The sequence below is a fragment of the Sphingomonas sp. genome, from assembly GCF_026460985.1.
GTDB lineage: Bacteria > Pseudomonadota > Alphaproteobacteria > Sphingomonadales > Sphingomonadaceae > Sphingomonas.
The window spans coordinates 1-21,027 of the sequence record NZ_JAPKNM010000077.1; the positions used below are offsets into that span (position 1 = coordinate 1).

At 68.6% G+C, this 21,027-nt stretch carries 12 protein-coding genes; 1 reads left to right on the forward strand and 11 read right to left on the reverse strand.

All coding sequences use genetic code 11. The features are described from left to right. Nucleotides 1–27 precede the first annotated feature (27 nt). Nucleotides 28–3,486 carry a transcription-repair coupling factor gene (gene mfd / locus MT490_RS12815; protein WP_297388191.1) on the forward strand — a complete coding sequence of 1,153 codons (3,459 nt, stop codon included), beginning with the start codon at nt 28–30 and terminating at the stop codon, nt 3,484–3,486. A 67-nt stretch (nt 3,487–3,553) separates the two neighbouring features. Here the strand turns inward: mfd and trxA are convergent, their stop codons facing one another. The 11 genes from trxA to MT490_RS12870 form a co-directional block, all read right to left on the reverse strand. After that, complete coding sequence (gene trxA / locus MT490_RS12820; RefSeq protein ID WP_297388194.1) at nt 3,554–3,874, reverse strand: thioredoxin TrxA; 321 nt, start codon at nt 3,872–3,874, stop codon at nt 3,554–3,556. Nucleotides 3,875–3,930: 56 nt separating this feature from the next. Then, on the reverse strand, nt 3,931–7,359 hold the full coding sequence (gene addA, locus MT490_RS12825) for a double-strand break repair helicase AddA (RefSeq protein ID WP_297388197.1): 3,429 nt from the start codon (nt 7,357–7,359) through the stop codon (nt 3,931–3,933). Then, a complete protein-coding gene (addB, locus tag MT490_RS12830; RefSeq protein ID WP_297388200.1) occupies nt 7,346–10,276 on the reverse strand; it encodes a double-strand break repair protein AddB in 2,931 nt (976 codons plus the stop codon). The genes addA and addB overlap by 14 nt, the downstream gene beginning before the upstream one ends. A 25-nt stretch (nt 10,277–10,301) precedes the next feature. Next, entirely contained in the window at nt 10,302–11,063 is a 762-nt protein-coding gene (locus tag MT490_RS12835; protein ID WP_297388203.1) for a nucleotidyltransferase family protein, read from the reverse strand. Continuing rightward, nucleotides 11,060–12,034: a phosphotransferase gene (locus MT490_RS12840; protein WP_297388205.1), complete on the reverse strand. Its 975-nt coding sequence runs from the start codon at nt 12,032–12,034 to the stop codon at nt 11,060–11,062. Before MT490_RS12840 ends, MT490_RS12835 begins: the two co-directional genes overlap by 4 nt. Nucleotides 12,035–12,039: 5 nt before the next feature. Beyond that, nucleotides 12,040–12,486 carry a tRNA (adenosine(37)-N6)-threonylcarbamoyltransferase complex ATPase subunit type 1 TsaE gene (gene tsaE, locus MT490_RS12845; protein WP_297388208.1) on the reverse strand — a complete coding sequence of 149 codons (447 nt, stop codon included), beginning with the start codon at nt 12,484–12,486 and terminating at the stop codon, nt 12,040–12,042. Nucleotides 12,487–12,634: 148 nt separating this feature from the next. Continuing rightward, nucleotides 12,635–14,971 carry a PAS domain-containing sensor histidine kinase gene (locus MT490_RS12850; RefSeq protein WP_297388211.1) on the reverse strand — a complete coding sequence of 779 codons (2,337 nt, stop codon included), beginning with the start codon at nt 14,969–14,971 and terminating at the stop codon, nt 12,635–12,637. Between the two features lie 84 nt (nt 14,972–15,055). Then, entirely contained in the window at nt 15,056–15,307 is a 252-nt protein-coding gene (locus MT490_RS12855; protein WP_297388214.1) for a hypothetical protein, read from the reverse strand. 162 nt (nt 15,308–15,469) lie between these two features. Then, a complete protein-coding gene (locus MT490_RS12860) occupies nt 15,470–18,457 on the reverse strand; it encodes a TonB-dependent receptor (protein WP_297388217.1) in 2,988 nt (995 codons plus the stop codon). A gap of 199 nt (nt 18,458–18,656) precedes the next feature. Next, complete coding sequence (gene ahcY / locus MT490_RS12865) at nt 18,657–20,072, reverse strand: adenosylhomocysteinase (protein WP_297388314.1); 1,416 nt, start codon at nt 20,070–20,072, stop codon at nt 18,657–18,659. Between the two features lie 121 nt (nt 20,073–20,193). Further along, nucleotides 20,194–20,901 (reverse strand): DUF6683 family protein, encoded by a 708-nt coding sequence (locus tag MT490_RS12870; RefSeq protein ID WP_297388220.1) that lies wholly within the window; start codon nt 20,899–20,901, stop codon nt 20,194–20,196. Nucleotides 20,902–21,027 lie beyond the last annotated feature (126 nt).

A 21,027-nucleotide genomic window follows, 5' to 3' on the forward strand; every position in this document is an offset into this window, starting at 1 on the left:
CTGAAGGGGAGGGGCTAGAGGAATAGAATGCCCGACCTCAAGACCATCCTCTCCGCCACCCGCCCCCTCACCCTCGCGGGCGCCCCGACCGGCTTTCTCCCCTGGATGCTGGCCGACCTCGCCCGCGCGGGGAGCATGGCCGTGTTCATCGCGCCCGACGAGGCGGCGATGCGCGCGATCGCGTCTACCGCGCCCTATTTCGCCCCCGAGCTCGACATCCTCGCCTATCCGGCCTGGGACTGCCTTCCCTACGACCGCGCCAGCCCCACGCTGCGCGTCATGGCCGAGCGCCTCGCCACGCTCCAGGCGCTCCAGTCCAAATCCGGCAAGCCGCGCCTGCTCGTCACCACCGTCAATGCCGCCACCCAGCGCACCCTCACCCCCTTCCGCATCCGCCAGCTCGTCGCGCGCCTCGCCCCGGGCGAGCGGATCGGCCTCGACAAGCTCTCGGCGCTGCTCCAGGCGAACGGCTATGTCCGCGTCGACACGGTGAGCGACTCGGGCGAGTTCGCGGTGCGCGGCGGCCTCGTCGACCTCTTCCCCTCAGGTTCCGAGCAGGCGCTCCGCCTCGATTTCTTCGGCGACGAGATCGAGAGCCTGCGCACCTTCTCGCCCGAGGACCAGCGCACCATCGGCCGCGTCGACGGCTTCACCTTGCTCCCCGCCTCCGAAGCGCTGCTCGACGAGGAGTCGATCAAGCGCTTCCGCACCCGCTATCGCGAGCAGTTCGGCGCCACCGCGACCGGCGATCCGCTCTACCAGGCGATCAGCGACGGCCGCCGCCTCGCCGGCATGGAGCATTGGCTGCCCTTGTTCGAGGAACGGCTCGATACGCTGTTCGCGCATTTGCCCGACGAAGCGGTGATCGTCCGCGACACCGCCACCGCGGGTGCGGGCGAACAGCGCTTCGAGGCGATCGCCGACTATCAGCAGAACCGCGTCCGCGCCGAATCGACCGCGCCGGGCAGCTATCGCCCGCTCGCCGCCGATACACTCTATCTCTCGCCCGACGAATGGGCCCGCGCGCTCGATCATGGCCCGGTCCATATCGCCACGTCCTTCCACGAACCTGAGTCCGCCACCGTGCTCGACTTCCTTGTCGACGGTCCCCGCGATTTCGCACCCGAACGCGCCGCCGGATCGAACGTCTACGAAGCGGTGGTCGCACACCTCGCCAAGGTGCGGAAAGACGGCAGGAAGCCGATCCTCGCCAGCTATTCGAACGGCGCGCGCGAGCGCCTCGCCGGCCTGCTCGGCGATCACGGCCTCAAGGGCGCGCGCAATGCGGAGAGCTGGCAGGAAGCGCTCGGCGCCGCCGACAAGGGCGTGGCCCTGATCGTCCTGCCGCTCGATCATGGCTTCACCGCGCCCGATGTCGCGGTGCTCACCGAGCAGGACATGCTCGGCGACCGTCTCGTCCGCCGCTCGAAGCGCCGCAAGAACACCGACGCCTTCCTCCAGGAGCTCGCCACGCTCTCGCCGGGCGATCTCGTCGTGCATATCGAGCACGGCATCGGCCGCTATGACGGGCTGACCCAGATCCCGGTGCAGAAGGCTCCGCACGATTGCGTCGCGCTCGAATATGCCGGCGGCGACAAGCTCTACGTCCCCGTCGAGAATCTCGAGGTGCTCAGCCGCTACGGCGCGGGCGAGGACGGCGCGACGCTCGACCGGCTCGGCGGCGAGGCGTGGCAGCGCCGCAAGTCGCGCATGAAGGAGCGGATCCGCGAGATCGCGGGCGAGCTCATCGCCACTGCCGCCAAGCGCGCCACCCGCCCCGCCGAAGTCGCCGAGCCCGATCATGGCGGCTACCCCGCCTTCGTCGACCGCTTTCCCTATGAGGAGACCGACGACCAGGACCGCGCGATCGGCGACGTGCTCGAGGATCTCGCCGCGGGCCGCCCGATGGACCGGCTCATCGTCGGCGATGTCGGCTTCGGCAAGACCGAGGTCGCGCTGCGCGCCGCCTTCGTCGCGGCGATGGCGGGGATGCAGGTCGCGGTGGTCTGCCCGACCACCCTCCTCGCCCGCCAGCACCACCGCAATTTCGTCGAGCGCTTCCAGGGCTTCCCGATCGAGATCGGCCGCCTCTCCCGCCTCGTCCCTGCCGCCGAGGCCAAGGCGACGCGCGAGAAGCTCGCCGAGGGCAAGATCGACGTGGTCGTCGGCACGCATGCGATTCTCGCCAAGACGATCGACTTCAAGCGGCTCGGCCTCGTCATCGTCGACGAGGAGCAGCGCTTCGGCGTGACGCACAAGGAGCGGCTGAAGGCGATGAAGGCGGACGTCCATGTCCTCACCCTCACCGCCACGCCGATCCCGCGCACCCTCCAGATGGCGATGTCGGGCCTGCGCGAGTTGTCCGTGATCCAGACCCCGCCGGTCGATCGCCTCGCGGTGCGCACCTATGTCATGCCCTGGGACCCGGTCGTCCTCCGCGAAGCGCTGCTGCGCGAACATTATCGCGGCGGCCAGGCCTATTTCGTCACGCCGCGCATCTCGGACCTGCCGGAGATCGAGGAGTTCCTCCGCAACGACGTCCCCGAGATCAGCTACGTCATCGCGCACGGCCAGATGGCGCCGACCGAAGTCGAGGAGCGCATGTCGGCCTTTTACGACCGCCGCTACGACCTGCTCGTCTCGACCACGATCATCGAATCCGGGCTCGACATCCCCAGCGCCAACACGCTGATCGTCAACCGCGCCGACAAGTTCGGCCTCGCGCAGCTCTACCAAATCCGCGGTCGTGTCGGACGCTCCAAGACCCGCGCTTATGCCTATCTCACCACCCCGTCCGAGCGGCTGATGACCGAGGCGGCGGAGAAGCGCCTGAAGGTCCTTTCAGACCTCGAGACGCTGGGGGCAGGCTTCCAGCTCGCCTCCCATGATCTCGACATTCGCGGCGCAGGCAATCTGCTCGGCGACGAGCAGTCGGGGCACATCAAGGAAGTCGGCTACGAACTCTACCAGTCGATGCTCGAGGAGGCGATCCTCGACGCCAAGGCCGGCGGCCTGCGCGACGACATCCGCCCCAAGGACCTGTCGCCGCAGATCACCGTCGACGCGCCGATCATGATCCCCGAGGACTATGTCCCCGATCTCGACCTGCGCATGGGGCTCTATCGCCGCCTCAACGAAGTCGAGGACAAGCAGGGCATCGAGGCCTTCGCCGCCGAATTGATCGACCGCTTCGGCAAGCTCCCCGAGCCTACCGACAATCTGCTCCGCCTGATCGAGGCCAAGCTCAACGCCAAGAAGGCGTGCATCGCCAAGATCGACGTCGGCCCCAAGGGCGCGCTGGTGACCTTCCACGAGGACAAGTTCCCCAACGTCCCTGGCCTGCTCGCCTATGTCGACAAGCTCGGCGAGACCGCACGGCTGCGCCCCGACATGCGGCTGGTGATCAACCGCGCCTGGGCCGATCCGGCCGCGCGGCTCCACGGCGCGCTGCAGCTCTCGCGCGGGCTCGCCAAGGCGGCGGGCTGACGCAGATACGAAAACCCCCGCCGTCCACGATCGGACGACGGGGGTAATCTTCGTCAGTGGCGTGCGATCAGAGCTCGCGCTCGATCCACTGCTTGATGCCGCTCTTGGGCATCGCACCGACCTGGGTGGCGGCCGGCTGGCCGTTCTTGAACAGGATCATCGTCGGGATGCCGCGCACGCCATACTTGGTCGGCGCGTCGGGATTCTCGTCGATGTCGAGCTTGACGATATTGACCTTCTCGCCGAGCTCGTCGGCCAGTTCCTCGAGCGCCGGCGCGATCATCCGGCACGGCCCGCACCATTCGGCCCAAAAATCGACGAGGACAGGCTTGTCGGCCTGGAGGACATCGGTGTCGAAGCTGGCGTCGGTGGTAGCCTGAGTGGCCATGGAAACTTCTCCTGATAGCGTCTTGGCGTCTTATCTATGTGCGCGATCGTTCCGGCTCAAGCGCGCGAAGCCAAGCTTTGCTCCATGGCCACCAAGTCCGCCTTTTGCGCCGCGAGCAGCTCCGGCGGCAGCAGGTGGAGCGTCGGCCCCGCGGTGTAGAGCAACGCAGCCTCGATCCGACGGCCGGGAAAGATCACCCCCAGTGCCCCCGCATAGGCGGCCATCTGGCGCAAATGATAGGGTGGGATCGCGTCCACGCTCGCCGGTGCCCGCCGTGCGGTCTTGAAGTCGACGACGCGCACGCTGTCCGGCGTCACGATCAGCCGGTCGACCGTCCCCGAAACCACCAGCCCCTCGACCACCGCCGCGATCGGCGCCTCGGCCAGCGCCTCGGGCACGAACCATTCGGCGAAACGCGGGTCCCCGATCACCGTCAGCGCCGCCGCGGCGATCTCGGTCCGCGCATCGGCGTCCGCGACTCCGCCCGGCCCCGCCAGCCAGCGCTCCGCCGCTTCCGCGCGCGCATCGGCTCCCAGCGCCGGCAATCGCTCGAACAGCGCGTGGAGCAACCGCCCGCGCTCGGCCGCCACGCGCATTGCCGGCGTCGGCGGCGGATCGGCGGCAAGGTCTTCGCCCAGCGACGAGGGCGCAAGCGGTCGCGGCGGCCGCGCCTCGGCCGGGGCAGGCTTTGCGATCCAGCCCGGCAGCGCCGATGGCTCCGCCACCTCGCCGCTCTGCTTCGCCGCGACCGGAAGCGGTGCCGCGGGCGCGATCCCGCGGAACATCCGCAGTTCGCCCTCCGGCACCTCAAGCGCGTCGAACGCCCGCGAACACGCCGCATACCAGCTCGCCTCGGGCGGCACGCCCTTGGCCATCGGCCCCAGCGCCCCCGCGATCACCAGCCGCTCCTCGGCGCGCGTCGCCGCGACGTAGAACAGCCGCCAATGCTCCTGCAGCTCGCGCGCATCGGCGAGCGAAAGCACCGCATCGAGCGCCCCGCCCCGCTCCGCCGCACGCGGCCGGAAGATCGGGAAGGGTGCGCCTTCATGATCCTCAGGACCCCAGAGCAGGAAGTCGCGCGGACTCCGCGTCGGATCGACCGTCGCGTCGGCGAGGATCACCAACGGCGCCTGCAGCCCCTTGGCGCCATGCGCGGTCATCACCCGCACCGCCCCCGCCGGCTGCGCCGCGTCGCGGACGATCTCGACATCGCCACGATCGAACCAGTCGAGGAAGCGCTGGAGCGACGGCGTCGCCAGATTCTCGAAATTGAGCGCGGCATTGAGCAGTTCCTCGATCGGATCGCGCGCTTCCTCGCCCAGGCGCAGCACCAGCTTGCGCCGCCCGTCGAGCGGACCCGAGAGGATCTCCTCCAGGAAACGATAGGGCGTGGTGAAATCGGCGCGGTTGAGCAAAGCCTCGAGCGGCGCGATCCGTTCGCCGCCGGTCGCGCGCAGATGCGCCCAGAGCGACGCGCCCTTCGGCCGCAGCGCCGCTTCCATCAGCGCGTCCTGGCTCCACCCGATCAGCGGAGAGACCAGCAGCGACGCCAGCGACAGATCGTCCTCGGGCTGGAGCACGAAGCGCACCGCCGCGAGCAGGTCCTGCACCGCCAGCGGCGCGTTGAGCCGCAGCCGGTCGACCCCGGCCACCGGCACGCCCTCGGCATAGAGCCGCGCGACGATCAGCGAGGCCAGCTCGCCGCGCCGCTTGACGAGGATCATCACATCCTCGGGCCGCAGTGCCCTGCCCTTGCTCTCGAGCATCAGCCCTTGTGCCAGCCATGCCTTGATCGCCCGCGCGATATCGCCGGCGAGCTTGCGGGTCGCGTCGCCGACCCATTCCTCCTCGTCGGCCTCGCTCCCGCCCTCGACGGTCGCCGGCCAGAGCGTGACCGTCCCCGGCCCCGGCACTTCGCTGGCATGCGGCTCGGCGTCACTGAGATCGCCCATTCCCGGCGCGGGCAGCGTCCCCAGTGCCGCATCGACGAATTCGAGCACCGGCCGGGTCGAGCGGAAGCTGTGCGTCAGCGACAGCGATTCCAGCTCGGCCGCCTCGACGTCGTACTCCGCCTGCACCCGCGAGGCTCGCCAGAAGCGCTCGAACGCCGCGCGGAAATAGATCGGGTCGGTGCCCTGGAAGCCGAAGATCGCCTGCTTGTAGTCGCCGACGGTGAACAGCGTGCGCACCGCCTCTCCGCGCGCGCCCTCGCCCGCGAAGAACTCGTCGGCGATCGCGCTGACGATCGCCCATTGCTGCGGATTGGTGTCCTGCGCCTCGTCGATCAGCACATGCTCGGTCACCTGATCGAGCTTGTAGCGCACCCATTCGCCCATGCCCGGCTCGGCGAGCAGCGCCACGGTCTTGCGGATCAGATCGTTGAAATCGACCGCACCCACCCGTCGCTTCGCCCGGGCATAGGTGTCGGCATAGGCGCGCCCCGCCTCGAGCCCGCGCGCGAGCAGGTCGGCGAAATCGGCCTGGACCTTCATCCCGATCAGCTCGCTACAGCGCCCATGCAGCCGCATCGCCAGATCGGCATAGCCGGGCTCCTGCGACGCCTGTCCCTTGCCGAACGAGCGCGGCTCGCCCTTGGCGGTGGCCCAGACCGAGTGGAGATCGGCCAGCCGCAGCGCGCGCTTGCCCGGGGGCAGCGTGAGCCACATCGCGATCTCCTCGGCGCGTGCCAGCCCCGACTTGGTCCCCCAGGCCGCGTTCATCGCGGCGACTTCGCGCAAGGCAGCCAGATCGAACGCATCGTCGCCGCAACTCGTCTCGATCTCGGCGTCGATATCGCCCGACGGCAAGTCCATCGCCCTACGCAGGAAAGGTTGGATCCCGCTCGGCAGCCCCGCCATCGCCTCGGCATTGGCCGCGCACATCTTCAGGAACGCCTCGGCCTTGCCCTCGCCCAGCCTGAGGCTCAGCGCGCCCACCGAGTCGATCAGCGCCGTCCGCCCCTCGCGCCCGGCATCGATCAGCATCTCGGCCAGCGCCTCGCGCGCGAGCACCGCCTCCTCGCGCTGGTCGAGCGGGCGGAAACCGGGGACGAGCCCTGCCTCGACCGGAAAGGCCGCTAGCAGCGACTGGCAAAAGCTGTGGATCGTCTGGATGCGGATCCCGCCCCCCGGCGCGTCGAGCACCTTGGCGAACAGCGTCCGCGCCCGCGCACGCCCCTCGGGCGCGATGCTCTCGCCCAGCGCCTCGAGATCGGCGACCAGCTCGGCATCGCTCGCCCGCACCCAGCGCGCCAGCCGGCTGGTTATACGCTCGGACATCTCGGCCGCGCCCGCCTTGGTGAAGGTCAGGCACAGGATCGCCCCTGGATCGACCCCCGCGAGCAGCAGCCGCCACACCCGCGCCGCAAGCACCTGCGTCTTGCCGGTCCCGGCCGAAGCCGACAGCCAGATATGCCGCGCCGGATCGCTCGCGCGGCGCTGATTGCCCTTGAGGCGGTGCAGGGGACGGACTTCACTCACGCCCATACCACTCATCCCGCCGCATCAGCTGGTCGTACTCGGCATAGGGCGCGTAATCCGGGTGCAGCTTGGCAGTGAACGGCTCGTCCCCGGTGAGCCACATCCGCGCCGCGCCCTCGAACTGATCCACCGCGCGATCGATGAACTCATCCGCCGGCAGATAGTCCCGCCGCCGCGTGTCGCATGGGCTCTCGACATAGCCGAACCCGCCTCCGCGATTGCGCGACAGCGACCAATATTCGAAATGCTTGGCTCGCCCCGCGATCCCCTCGAACCCGCCCCGCTCGGCGATCAGCCCGAGCAGCCCCAATTGCAGGCTGAACCCCTCGCGCACCGCGGCGAGGCTCGGCGGCTTGCCGGTCTTGTAGTCGACGATCGCGAGGCTGCCGTCGTCCATCCGGTCGATGCGATCGAAGGTGCCGCTCAATTCCACGCCTGCGAACGGGATCATCCCGCGCTTCTCGACCGCGATCACCTTGCGCGAAGGATCGACAGCGATCTGCGCGGCGATCCAGCCGACTGCCTCCATCAGCCGCGGTGCCCAGAGCGCGCGCATCATCGGATGCGTCCGCTCGTCGGCGAGCATCGCCTCGGCGCGCGCGCGGAGCTTCTCGGGCGCGCAATCATCCTCGGCGAACCAGCGCTCGAGCACCGCATGCACCGCGGTGCCACGCCACGCCGCGCTCGGATCGGCGTCGACCGGATCGAGCGGCATCAGCCGCAACATCCGCCGCGCGTAGAAGGCATAGGGATCGGCCTTGAGCCGATCGACCTCGGTCACCGACAACGCCTTGGGCCGCAATTCCACCGCAGGCTGCGGCGCAGGCCGCTCGGCCGGCTGGTGCTCGCCCGGATCATCGATCGCCCGCAGCCACGCCTCGACTTCGCGCGCCCGGTCGAGCCCGCCCGACAGCGCCTCCAACCGCAGCCAGAAGCGCGATGCGATCGTCGGCGCGCTCGCATCGCGCCGCGCCCGGGTGAGCAGCACTTGCGGTGCCCCGAGCGCCCCCGCCAGATCATGCGCCGAAAGCCCGATCCGTCGCTCGAGGCCCGGCAGGCCCAGCTCGGCGCGAATCCGCGGCGCCAGCCACGGATCGGGCGCGGGCAGCCCGGGCCACACGCCTTCGTTCAATCCGCCGAGGATCATCAGGTCGGCGGTCTGCAGCCGCGCCTCGATCAAACCGAGGATCGCCAGCCGCGGATGTCCGCCCTGCGGCGGCCGCACCGCTTGCTCGTCCATCAGCGTGCGCAGCATCGGCGCCAGCGCCTCGGGCTCGGCGCTCGGCGGGCCGTTGGCCGCCTCGCGCTCCGCCGCATCGAGCAGATCGGCGGCGGCACGTCCCTCGGCCCGCACCCAGAGCGCATCGCCGCCCAAGGCCTGCGCCGTCTCGCGCAACGCCGCGAGCAACGCCGGCAACGGCCGCGCCCCACTCGCGAACACATTCTCCAGCGGTGCCAGCAGGCCTCGCGCCTCGGGCCACCAACGCAGCGCCGCGCGACGCAGATGCCCGTCCCGCCCCTCCTGCTCGGCCAGATGCCGGTCGATCCCCGCAAGCCCCGGCGCGGGGCGCGGCCCGCGCAGCGCGCGGTCGAGCAGCCGCACGCCTTCGAGCCATTCGCCGCGCCGCTCGGCCATCACCAGCGGATGCTTGAGCAGGGTCAGCAGCGGCAGCGGCGCAAAGCCCTGTGCCGCGGCATCGGCGAGCGCGAGCAGCAAGGTCCCCGGCGGCAGGATCGACAATGGCTGGCCGGCGGAATCGTCGACCACGATCCCCCAGCGCGCGCAATGCGCCGCCACCCGCCGCGCCAGCGCGCGATCCGGTGTCACCAGCGCCGCGGTCCGCCCCGGCGCCTCGAGCACTTCACGCAGCGCCAGCGCGATCCCCTGCGCCTCCTCGGCCGGCGTCGCCACGTCGAGCGCGCGCACCCCGTCGAGCCGCCGCTCGGCCGCCGGAAGCGCGGTCCAGCCATGCGTCAGCTCGGGCGGCGCCATCGCCGAGGCGATCGCCTTGCTTCGTGCCGGCGGCGCGTCATGCTCGCTCGCCGCGCGCCATGGGTCGAACTCGCTGCGGTGCACGCCCATCCGGTCGAGCAGCAGCTTGAGATGATATTGCGGGTGGCTTTCGAGACTGCGCCGCCGCCGCCCGGTCACGGGATCGGGCTTGTGCGGCCCGAGCGCATCCCATTCGGTATCGCTGATCCCGGTGGCGAGCCCGGGCAGCACCACCATCCCACGCGGCAGCCCCGCCACGGTGCGCAGCAGCCGCGCGAACGCCGGCGCCGAGGCGGTCACCCCCGCCGCGCAGACGAACCCAGCAGGCGGCGCGCTCCGCCAGCTTCTCGCCACCTTGTCGACCAGCCGCCGCCGCCGCTCGGCGAGATCGATCCGCCCGAGCCGTTCGAGCGCCTTCGGCCAGCGCGTCAGCACCACTTCGAACAGCGCGAGCGAGCGCTCCCAATGCGCCGAAAGCTCCTGGCTGAGCTCGATCTCCTTGAGCGCGCGCGGCGCGACTTCCTCGATCAGCAGCTGATCGAGCGTGTTGGCGAGGTCGCCCGCCAGCCGCACTGCCTCGGCGGCGTCGACCGGCGCGCCCGCCTCCTGGATCAGCCGCGCGAGGATCATCCGCCGCTGGAGCGGATCGACCGCCGCCGGGATCGGCTCGGCATCGTCGGCGGCGTCGAACACCGCCTCGTCGAGCTCGGGATCGCCCACCGCGACCAGCCGCGGCAACAACAGCCCGTTCTCGCTCTCGCGCACGAACGCGTCGTGGATCGCCCGCTTGGCACGGTTGTTGGGCAGCAGCACCAGCCCGCGCGCCAGCTTGAGCGGGTCGCTCCCGAACCGCCGGATCAGCCCGATCGCCAGCGCATCGGCAAAGGCGCGGTGCGGCGGGATGGTGTAGAGATGCAGGCGTTCGGGCATTGGTCGAGCGAGCCTAGCTGCGCCGTCACATCTCCGCCAGCACTGCCTCCGCCGCGCCGATCGCCGCCGGGGTGCCGACGTCGAACCACAGCCCCTGGTGCACCACGCCCCACAGCCGCCCCGCCTCCAGCGCGCGGTTCCAGAACAAATTGGTCGAGAACGGCCCCTCGGGCCAGTCCCGGATCACCCGCGGCGAGAGGATCTGCACGCCGGTATAGACGAAGGGCGCGAGTCGGCCGGGCTTCCTGCGTTCGGTGATCCGCCCGAGCGCGTCGAGACGGAAGTCGCCCTGCCCGCGATGGCTGTGCGCCCGCGCCAGCGGCACCAGCAGCAGCAGCGCGTCCATCCGGTCGTCATCCCACTGCGCCGCGAGCCCACGGATCGCGTCGATCGGCCCGTCGACCCACAGATTGTCGCTGTTGACGCAGAGGAACGGCTGGTCGCCGATCATCTCCCGCGCCTGGACGATCCCGCCGCCGGTCTCCATCAACTGCCTGCGCTCGTCGGAGATCAGCAGCTCGATATCGGTCACTCGCGCCTTGAGATGCGCCTCCATCTGGTCGGCGAGATAATGGACGTTGACGATCGCACGCCTCACCCCCGCCACGCGGAGATGATCAAAGGTGTAGTCGATCAACGTCTTGCCCTGGACTTCGACCAGCGGCTTGGGTCGCGTCGCTGTCAGCGGCCGCATCCTTTTGCCGAGCCCGGCGGCCATCACCATCGCCGTCTCGGGCACGGGCGCCGTAGGCTGCGGCCGCAGCGAATAGACCGCGCTGGTACTCATTCGCCGACGATCGCCAGCGGGTCGCCGCGCAGCGCGGCCGGCACATGCGCGTCGAACCAGTCGGCTACAGGCTTCAATGCCGGATGCTTCAGGTCGCGCTCCAGATAGCCCCAGACGCGCGGGCAGAGCCCCGGGTAGCGCGGCTTGCCGTCGCGCTTCCACAGCCGGGTGAAGATGCCGATGATCTTGGCGTTCCGCTGCGCGCCGAGCACGTGATAGGCCACGTCGAAGCTATCGCCCGCTCCGGTGATCCTCTTGTAGCGGTCGAGCATCGCGGTCTCGAGATCGGGCGCCACGTCGCGCCGCGCATCCTGCAGCAGCGAGACGAGGTCATAGGCGGGATGCCCCGCCAGCGCGTCCTGGAAGTCGAGCAGGCCCAAGCTCTCGCTGCCTTCGATCAGCATGATGTTCTCGGCGTGGTAATCGCGCAGCACCGTGACCGGTGTATGACCCGTCAGCACCGGCGCGAGCACCTGATCCCAGGCATCGGCATAGCCCTGCATGTCGACGCTGAGCCCCACCGCGGGCGTGTACCATTCGGGCAGCAAAGCCGCCTCGCGCTGATATTCGGCCAGGGTGTAGGGGCGGATGTCCGCCGCCTGATGCTGGCCCAGCCGGATCAGCAGGTCGACCGCCTCCTCATAGAAACGGAGCTCGCTCTCGGGCGCGGCGTCCACGGTCTCGCGCAGCCGCGCGTCGCCGAAATCCTCGAGCAGCACGAGGCCGTGGTCGAGGTTCTCGGCGAGGATCGCCGGTGCCGCGAAGCCGTTGCCGGTGAGCCAGCGCGCGATCGAGATGAACGGGCGCGGGTCCTCGTGCGGGGGCGGCGCGTCCATCAGAATCGCGCTGCGGTCGTGGTGGACGACGCGGAAATAGCGGCGGAACGAGGCGTCGCCGGCGAGCGGCCGGATCTCGGCCCCGTCCCATCCGGCGGCGATCAGGAAGTCGGGCGCCGCGGGGGGCGGATTCATGTCAGCTATAGGATTTGGGGCCATCGGCCTCTCCATGCCTCCGGGACCTGCGCTGTCAAGGCACGCGCGCCGTCCGGCGTCGGTTCCAGGGTGAGCCACAGCGCATCGCGCCAGTAATCCATGCCCAGGCGCTCCGGCCATTCGACGAGCAGCAGCGAATCGCCGCGCGCATCGTCGAGCCCAAGTTCCTCCGCCTCGTCGGGATCCTCGATGCGATAGAGATCGACGTGCAGGACCGGAAAGCGCACCTCGGGCGGCGCATAGGGCTGGACGATCGCGAAGCTCGGGCTCGGCGCCTCCTCCTCCAGCCCCAACGCAGCGAGCAGCCCCCGCGCGATGCTCGTCTTGCCCGCGCCGAGCGGGCCGGAAAGCGCGATCACGTCGCCGGGCCGGGCGATTTCCGCGAGCCACGCGCCCAGCGCCAGCGAATCTTCGGGAGAAGCGAGCCGCATCAGAATCCTCCCCCGGAGGGGGAGGGGGACCGCCGAAGGCGGTGGAGGGGTAGCGCGCCCCAAGCGACATCGCCCGTGGAGACTACCCCTCCACCAGCTTCGCTGGTCCCCCTCCCCCTCCGGGGGAGGATTTCGTCAAAGTCCCCCCTCACCGCGGCAGCTCCACCGTCACCAGCGTCCCCTCGCCCGGCTCGGAGATCAGCTCGATCCGCCCGCCATGCGCTTCGACGAACTGCTTGGCGAGCGGCATGCCCAGTCCCAGCGCGCGCTCGCCGCTGCGCGATATGCCGTGCTGGGCGAAGCTGTCGAACGCCCTGGCCACTGCCTCCGCGCTCATCCCAGGCCCATTGTCCGATACGATCACCCGCGCGACCTTGGCGTTGCCGTCGAGGTGGAGCAGCACGCGGCCGTCCTCGGGCGTGCACGCCACCGCGTGGCGCAGCAGATGCTCGATCACTTGCCGCAGCCGCCTGAGGTCGCCCGTCACGCTCCCCGCGGTGCCGGCATCCTCCACCACCAATTCGATCCTCTTGGCCTTGGCGAGCGGCGCGATCGCCTCGGCCGCAGTATTCGCCGCCAGCTCGAGATCGACCGGCACCCGGTCCATCGGCGTGCCTTCGCTCTGGGTCAGATCGAGCACGTCGTCGACCAGCGCGCTCAGCCGGTCGACCGAGGTGAGGATCGCCTCGGTATATTCGACCGCGCTCTTGGTCAGCTTGCCGGCGAACCCGCCGTGCAGCATCTCGGTGAAGCCCTTGATCGAGGTGAGCGGCGTGCGCAGCTCGTAGCTCATATTGGCGACGAAGGCGGTCTTGACCCGGTCCGCCGCTTCCAGCGCCTCGTTGCGATCCCGAAGCGCACGCTCGGCCCGGTGATGATCAGTGGTGTCGAGCATCGTCACCAGCGCGTTGCCGTCGGGGAGCGGAACCGCGGTGAGGTCGAAATGGCGCCCGTCGGCGAAGGCGATGGTGCTGCCGCGCGTCTGCCGGTCCTTGGCGGCCAGCCGGATCAGGTCGCCCAGCACGTCGGCGCGCCCCGGATTAGTGAGCTTGGGGCCCGCCGCCTTCACCAATTGCCCGATCTGCGGATGCCCGTCGAGGAAGCTGTCCTCGAAGCCCCAGACCTGGCGGAACTTGCGGTTCCACAGCTGCAGCCGCCCCTTGCCGAACACCGCCACCGCCTCGGCGAGGCTCTCGAGCGTCGCGGTGCGCACCTGCTGCATCTCGCCATGCTCGCGCTGGAGCTCGAACTGCTGGGTGCGGTCCTCGAAGATCAGCAGCAGCCCGCCCTCGGGAAGCGGCTGCGCGACCACGCGCAGATGCGTGCCCGCGACGCTCCACGTCTCCTCGACCGCATCGGGCGACGTGAACCATTCGCGGCGCTCGGCCTTCCACGCCGGATAGTCGCGCACCTCGGGCAACCGGTTCGCCTCGCGCATGCGATCGAGCACGCGGTCGAACTCGGGGCGATCCGCCAGCCATTCGTTCCGCATCGCGAACATGCGGCGGAAGGGCTGGTTGCAGAACGCCATACTGCGGTCCGGCGCGAACTGGGCGACGCCCGCGGAGAGCCGGTCGAGCATCGCGCGCTGCGCCTCGCCGAAGCGCTTGAGCCCGCCGCGCAGCTGCTCGAATTCCTCGATGTCGATCGCGAAGCCCGCCACGCCGCCGGTCGGCAACGGTACGTCGTGGAGCCGCAGCATCCGCCGCGCGCCGCCGATCGTCGCGGGCATCGCGGCAGTCTGCGGCTCGCCGGTATCGCGCGCGATCGCGGCGTTGGCGAGCGGACCGCCGAGCCCGGCGCCCTCGACCAGCTCGAGCCCGTGCGCGACGACATCCTCGCTGTCGCCGCCCTCGACCGCGCGGACATAGGCCGAATTGACCATCAGCAGCTTGAGATCGGGCCCGCGATACCACATCGGCATCGGCGCCGCCTCGATCAACGCGGTGAGCGCGTCGAACGCCGCGCGCAGCCGCGATGCCTCGCGCTGCAGCCGGTTGATCTCGCTCTGGCTCTCGGTCGCGTCGAGGAACCACAGCACCACGCCGCCCGGCGCGCGCATGCTGTCGCTCGCGCGCTCGCCGATCACCAGCAACGCGCGCTCGGAGCCCTGCGCCCGCACCGACAGGCTGAACGGCTGGCCGGCCTTCTGCGCCGCGATCACATAGGCCTCGAGCGCAGTCGCATCGTCCGCGACCAGCCCGCTCTCGATCCCGGCAAGGTCGGCGAGCTCGCGCGGGAGCAGGTCGAGGCCGAGCCAGTCGGCCAGCCGTCGCGGCACCTCGACGCGGCCGTCGGCGCGCACGATCATCGCCTGCGCGGGCGATCCGGCGACCAGGGCCGCCAGCCGCGCGTCGCGATCGGCGGTTTCCCTGGCTTCGGCGCGGAGCCGCAGCCCCGCGAACAGCATCCAGGTCGCGCCGAGCACCAGCAGCGCGAGCACCGCCCCCGCCCCTATCGCCGCCGATTGCGGAATCTCGATCAAGCCGCCTCTCCGCGGCTTCGCTGCGCCATCATGGCGCAATCCTTAGGCAAAGCGCCGCCGATCGGAAAGCGGCTTGCGCACCGGCTAGGCGTGAGGCGCCCCGCCATTCTTGCCGAGCAGCCGGCGCAGCAATGGGTGACGCGCCTGCGACACCGTCGTCGCGGCCCGGAAATCCACGCCCGCATTGTCGAGCGGCTCGATCGAGAGCTGCAGCATGAGCCGCCGCGTCTCGTCTTCCAGCGCCTCTTCCTCGGGCGCGCCCAAGGCCGAACGCAGGATCTCGCCGATCCTCTCACGTGCAGCCCCGGCTTCGGGATTTGCTTCGTTGTTACTCACGATCCGGGAGTGAAACGAAGCAGCGCCCGCCCGGCCGCAATCTCCAGCACGGTCTCGCGACGATCTGACGCAAACACCGGATCGGCCGACTCGAAGTGTGTCGAGACCAAAGAAAAGGGGGCCGGCTCGCACCGGCCCCCTTTTCCTGCAATCTACCCGGCTTCAGAAGCTCGGCAGCTTCACCCGCGCGCCGACGAAACCGAATCGGCCTATCGAGTTGACCGGATAGATGCTGGTCCCGAGGTCGGGCTTCTGGCCCCAGAGGTTGCGGACGCCACCATAGATCTGGAATTTGTCGTTCACGTCGTAGCTGGCATAGATGTCGTGCTGCCAGCGTTCCTTGAGCCACAGATACTCAGGCGCGACGATGTCGGGGTCGCCCGCCACCTCCTGATTGCTGTAGCGCAGCGTCTTGCTGAACCACAGGATGCCATAATTCACCGTCAGGCCGCCCTTCTGCCACGTCAGATCGGCATTCACCGTATATTTCGGGGCCCGGAACAGCGCTTCCTGGCGGCGGTTGGTCACATCGGCACCAGGGGTGCCGATGAACTCCAGCCGGTCGAGATAGTTGCCGACTATCGACAGGTTGAACGTACCGAGATTGTCGGTGCGCAGACGGTAGTTGAAGTTCACGTCGAGGCCCGCGGTGCTGAAGTTCGCGACGTTCTGCGGAAGCACCGTGAAGCCCACGATATTGCCCGCGAGAGCCGTGCCCGCGGCGCCATTCTGACGGACGATTCCGGGGCAGAACGGATTGTCGAGGGTCGGCTGATCGACGCAGAGCTGCGCGAGCTGCTCGGACGTCACCGTATTGATCGCATTCTTCAGCTTGATGTCATACCAGTCGGCGCGCAGCGACAGCCCCGGGATGAAGCTCGGCTGGATGATCGCACCCGCGGTCCAGGTCGTCGCCTCTTCCTCGGAGAGGTTGGGGTTGCCCCCTGCGAAGCCCGGGATGTTGGTCGAGCGCACATCTTCATAAGTCGCCGGGTCGGCACCAAGCGAGGTCAGCAGCGCCTGGCAGTTCGCCGCGCGATACTGCGTGCCGAACTGGATCTCGTCGGGCAAACACGGATCGGTGATGAACTCGAACGTCTGCGAATTGCCCGAGAAGAGCTCGCCGATGTTCGGCGCGCGTACCGCCTTCGAGTAGGTACCGGTGAAGGTGATGTCGCGGATCGGCGCGAAAGCACCGTCGACTTTCCACGACGTCGTGGTGCCGATGGTCGAATAATCCGAATAGCGCACCGCGCCGCCGATCTCGAGCCGATGGATGAAGCGGTCCTTGAGCAGCGGCACGCGCAACTCGCCGAACACTTCCTTGACGTCATACTCGCCCGCGTCGGTGGTCAGCGCGTTGGTGAAGGTCAGCCCCTGCGCGGCCAGCGGGTCGGGCGTGAAACGGCTCTTTTCCTTGCGATATTCCGCGCCGACCGAGAAGCCGACGGCGCCCCCCGGCAACGTGAAGAGCCCGCCCAGGTCGCCGCTCAGATAGGCCGAGGCGACATGCTGCTCGATGCGCGACCGATCGACCGTGTCGGTGAGGATCCAGTCGAGCGCGGCCTGGCTGTTCAGCCCTTCGCCGAACAGATTGATCGGAATGCACTGGCCCGGTTGGAACGTCGTCGGCGCGTGTTCTTCGCGCGTATAGTTATAGGGTTGGGTCGGCGTCCAGGTCGGGTCGATATTGACGCGGCAGGTGGGGCCGTTCGGCCCCTGCACCGCGTCGATCGCCGCATAGAAGCGATCGTCGAGGATGTCGTTGACGTAGCGGTTGCGCACATCGGTGCGGCCATAGGTGTACGATGCTTCGTAGTTGAGGTGGCTGCTCAGCTCGCCGCGCACGCCGATGACGCCGCGCCACGTCTCGCGGCGAATGTCCTCGCCACGCTGGCCGAAGTCGAAATTGTCGCGGTTGACGAGCACGCTCCCCAGGCCCTCGGCGGCGACCAGCGGCTGCAGCGATGCCGGGATGAAGGGATTGTCCTCGGGGATCACCAGATAATAGTCGAAGGTCGGCTGAGCGAGCGAGAAGCTGCGCGTATTGGCGTATTTGGCCTCCGCGAAGATCGTCACTGCGTCCGAAACGTCGAAGTGCGCGAGCGCGTTGACCACGTGCCGCTCGACCTTGGGAAGCAGGTCGTTGCGATAGTCGGAGACGAGCGTGGCGTTGCCGCCCTGCTGGTAGAAATTCGGGACGAACGTGCCCGGATCGAACGGAACGACCGCACCGCTCGCATTCACCAGATAATCGGGGAAGCCATCCTGATCGATGTCGATGCCGCCCTCGCGGTTGGTATCGAAATAACGGATGTTGTTCAGCGGCACATAGGTCGGGCTGGTGCCATTGGGATTGCGATAGAAGCCGATCGCATCGGTGCCGCGCAGATTGGCGCGATCGCGCGTCTGGAGCCGATCGTCGATGCCATATTCATAGGAGACGGCGAAATTGCCGCGCCCTCCGGCGAAGTTCTTGCCGGCAGTGATCGAGAAGAGCCGCTGGCCCGCATCGCCATATTCGGAGATGCCCGCCTGGGCGCGCGCGGTGATACCGTCGAAATCCTTCTTGAGGATGAAGTTGACGACGCCGGTCACGCCGTCGGCGCCGTAGATCGCCGACGCGCCACCGGTGAGCACCTCGATGCGCTCGACCAGGTCGTTCGGGATCGTGTTGATGTCGATCGCCGCGCTGCCGGGCACGCCCGCGACGTGGCGGCGGCCGTCGACCAGCACCAGCGTGCGCTGGGTACCGAGATTGCGCAGGTCGAGCAGGTTGAGACCGGTAAAGCCGATGCCCGCGCGGTCGCCTGAATTGTCGCCCGAAGTCGACGAACCCTGCAACGCCGGATAGCCGGTCAGGAAATCGGTCAGGTTGGTCGTGCCGGAGGCCTGGAGCGTCTCGGAACCGATCGACACCACCGGATTGGGCGTATCGAAGCCCGGCGTCTGGCGGATGCGCGAGCCGGTGACCACCACCTCGGTCGCTTCGGGTTCCTGCGGTGCATCCTGCGCGGCGGCGGTTTCGGGAGCACTGTCCTCTGCCTGGCCGGGCGCGGCGGTCTGCGCGTTTGCGGAAAGACATGCCAGCGAGAGCGCGGCAGCGGAAACGGTAAGCAGTCCGCGCGAGCGGAAAACACGGTACGCCATCATTATCCCCTTTTACGGTTATGGCTAACGCCTCCTTCCGTTACGCTTCCGGCGTGATTCCGATCCTTGTTCCGGCGCAATGTTGGTACGGTTCCCGCAAAAGTGTAGCATTGTTGCAACACACCGATATCCGCTCAAACAAAAAAGGCCGCGCCTCCGGGAGGGAGACGCGGCCTTTTCCGAACCTGCTGGCAAGGACTTAGTAGCGGTAGTGATCCGGCTTGAACGGCCCTTCCACCGGCACGCCGATATAGTTGGCCTGCTTCTGGGTGAGCTTCGAAAGCTTTACGCCGAGCTTCTCGAGGTGCAGCGCCGCGACCTTCTCGTCGAGATGCTTCGGCAGCACATAGACTTCGTTCTTGTACTGGTCGCCCTTGGTCCACAGCTCGATCTGCGCGAGCGTCTGGTTGGTGAAGGACGACGACATAACGAACGACGGGTGGCCGGTCGCGCAGCCCAGGTTCACCAGGCGGCCCTTGGCGAGCACGATGATCTGCTTGCCGTCGGGGAACTTGACCAGGTCGGTGCCCGGCTTCACTTCGGTCCACTCATAGTTGCTGAGCGCCGCGATCTGGATCTCGCTGTCGAAGTGGCCGATGTTGCAGACGATCGACATCGGCTTCATCGCCTTCATGTGATCGGCGGTGATCACGTCGGCATTGCCCGTCGCGGTGCAGAAGATGTCGGCGCGCTTGACCGCCTCTTCCATCGTCACGACCTCGAAGCCCTCCATCGCCGCCTGCAGCGCGCAGATCGGGTCGATCTCGGTGACGAGCACGCGCGCGCCGCCGTTGCGGAGCGACTGGGCCGAGCCCTTGCCGACGTCGCCGAAGCCGGCGACGCAAGCGACCTTGCCGGCGAGCATCACGTCGGTGGCGCGGCGGATCGCGTCGACCAGCGATTCCTTGCAGCCATAAAGGTTGTCGAACTTCGACTTGGTGACGCTGTCATTCACGTTGATCGCCGGGAAGGGCAGCTCGCCCTTCTTGGCGATCTCGTACAGGCGGTGGACGCCGGTGGTGGTCTCTTCCGAGACGCCCTTCAGGTTCTTGACCGTCTCGGTCAGGTAGCCCGGATACTTGGCGATGAACGCCTTGAGCGCGCGCTGGAACTCGACTTCCTCGTCATTCTCCGGCTCGCCGAGCGTCGCGCCGGCCTCGAGCTTGGCACCCCACAAAGCGAACATCGTCGCGTCGCCGCCGTCGTCCAGGATGATGTTGGCGGTGGTGCCGTCGCCGTCCGCGCCCCAGTTGAAGATGTCGCCGACATAGTCCCAATATTCGGCCAGGCTCTCGCCCTTCACCGCGAAGACGGGGATGCCCGCGGCGGCGATGGCGGCAGCGGCATGGTCCTGCGTCGAGAAGATGTTGCAGGTCGCCCAGCGGACGTCGGCGCCGAGCGCGGTCAGCGTCTCGATCAGCACCGCGGTCTGGATCGTCATGTGGAGCGAACCGGTGATGCGCGCGCCCTTGAGCGGCTGCGACGCGCCGAATTCCTCGCGCAGCGCCATCAGGCCCGGCATCTCGGTCTCGGCGATCTCGATCTCCTTGCGGCCGAAATCGGCGAGTTCGATGTCCTTGATGACATAGTCGTTCTTGTCGAGCACGGTAGCCACGGGCTGCATCTCCAGCATGTGAAAGGTTTGGCGCGCCGGAATCGCCGGCCGCGATTGGCGCGCCCTACCGCGTCAGGTGGGAATGCGCAAGTCAGATATAAAGATATCTTTATATGTCCCGTCAACCAACCAACCCCGCTTCGGTGAGCCTGAGCCGGCGCAGATCGAGGTTCATGTCCTTGCGGAAGCGCGCCGCCGCCGCGTCGGAGAGCCGCGCGGCCGCACCAGCATCGCGCCGCGCCGCATCCGAATAAGCCGATCCCTGCGCCACGAAGTTGAGCATGAACGTCTCCGCCAACGCCTGCCGATCGGCGTCGGCCATCTTCGCGAAGGCCGGGCTCGCGCCGAGCGCCCGCGCCACTTGCCCCCGCACCGCCTGCACCTGCGCGCGGCTGGCGAAGGACACCTTGTTCGCGATCTGCCAGTTCTGCACCCAATAGGCCGCCATCGCGTCCGCCACGTCGCCGCGCCGCAGCCCGTCCACGGCGACATGCCTTTCCCACATGCCCAACAGGTCCTGCTGCTGGACGGCCTTGCGCAGGCGATCCGCATTGGCCGGGTCGACCCGCGCCACGAAGTCCGCGAATTGCCCGCGAACCTTGGCGGAAACCGCTGGCGACCCACGATAGCCTGTGCTGGCGACCGCCGCCGTCCGGGTCGGTCGGCTTGTCGAGCGATCGGCACCCCGACTCCGCACCGTCGCGCCGAGCACGTTGTTCATCTGCCCGACCGACGCCATCGAGGCACCGAAATCGACATATTGGCTGCCGATCGCCGGGAAGTCCTGCGCGCCCACCGGCGCCCCGGCGGAAGACAGGACCGCGAGCATGGCTGCAAGGCGATATCGCATCCCGAACTTTCTCCGATCGACCGGCCAGGGGAAGCACGATGATGCCGTCGCGACGCCGTTCGGACCAGCCGCGGTCGGCCGCATCCCGTCCCGCGAAAGCGCCGC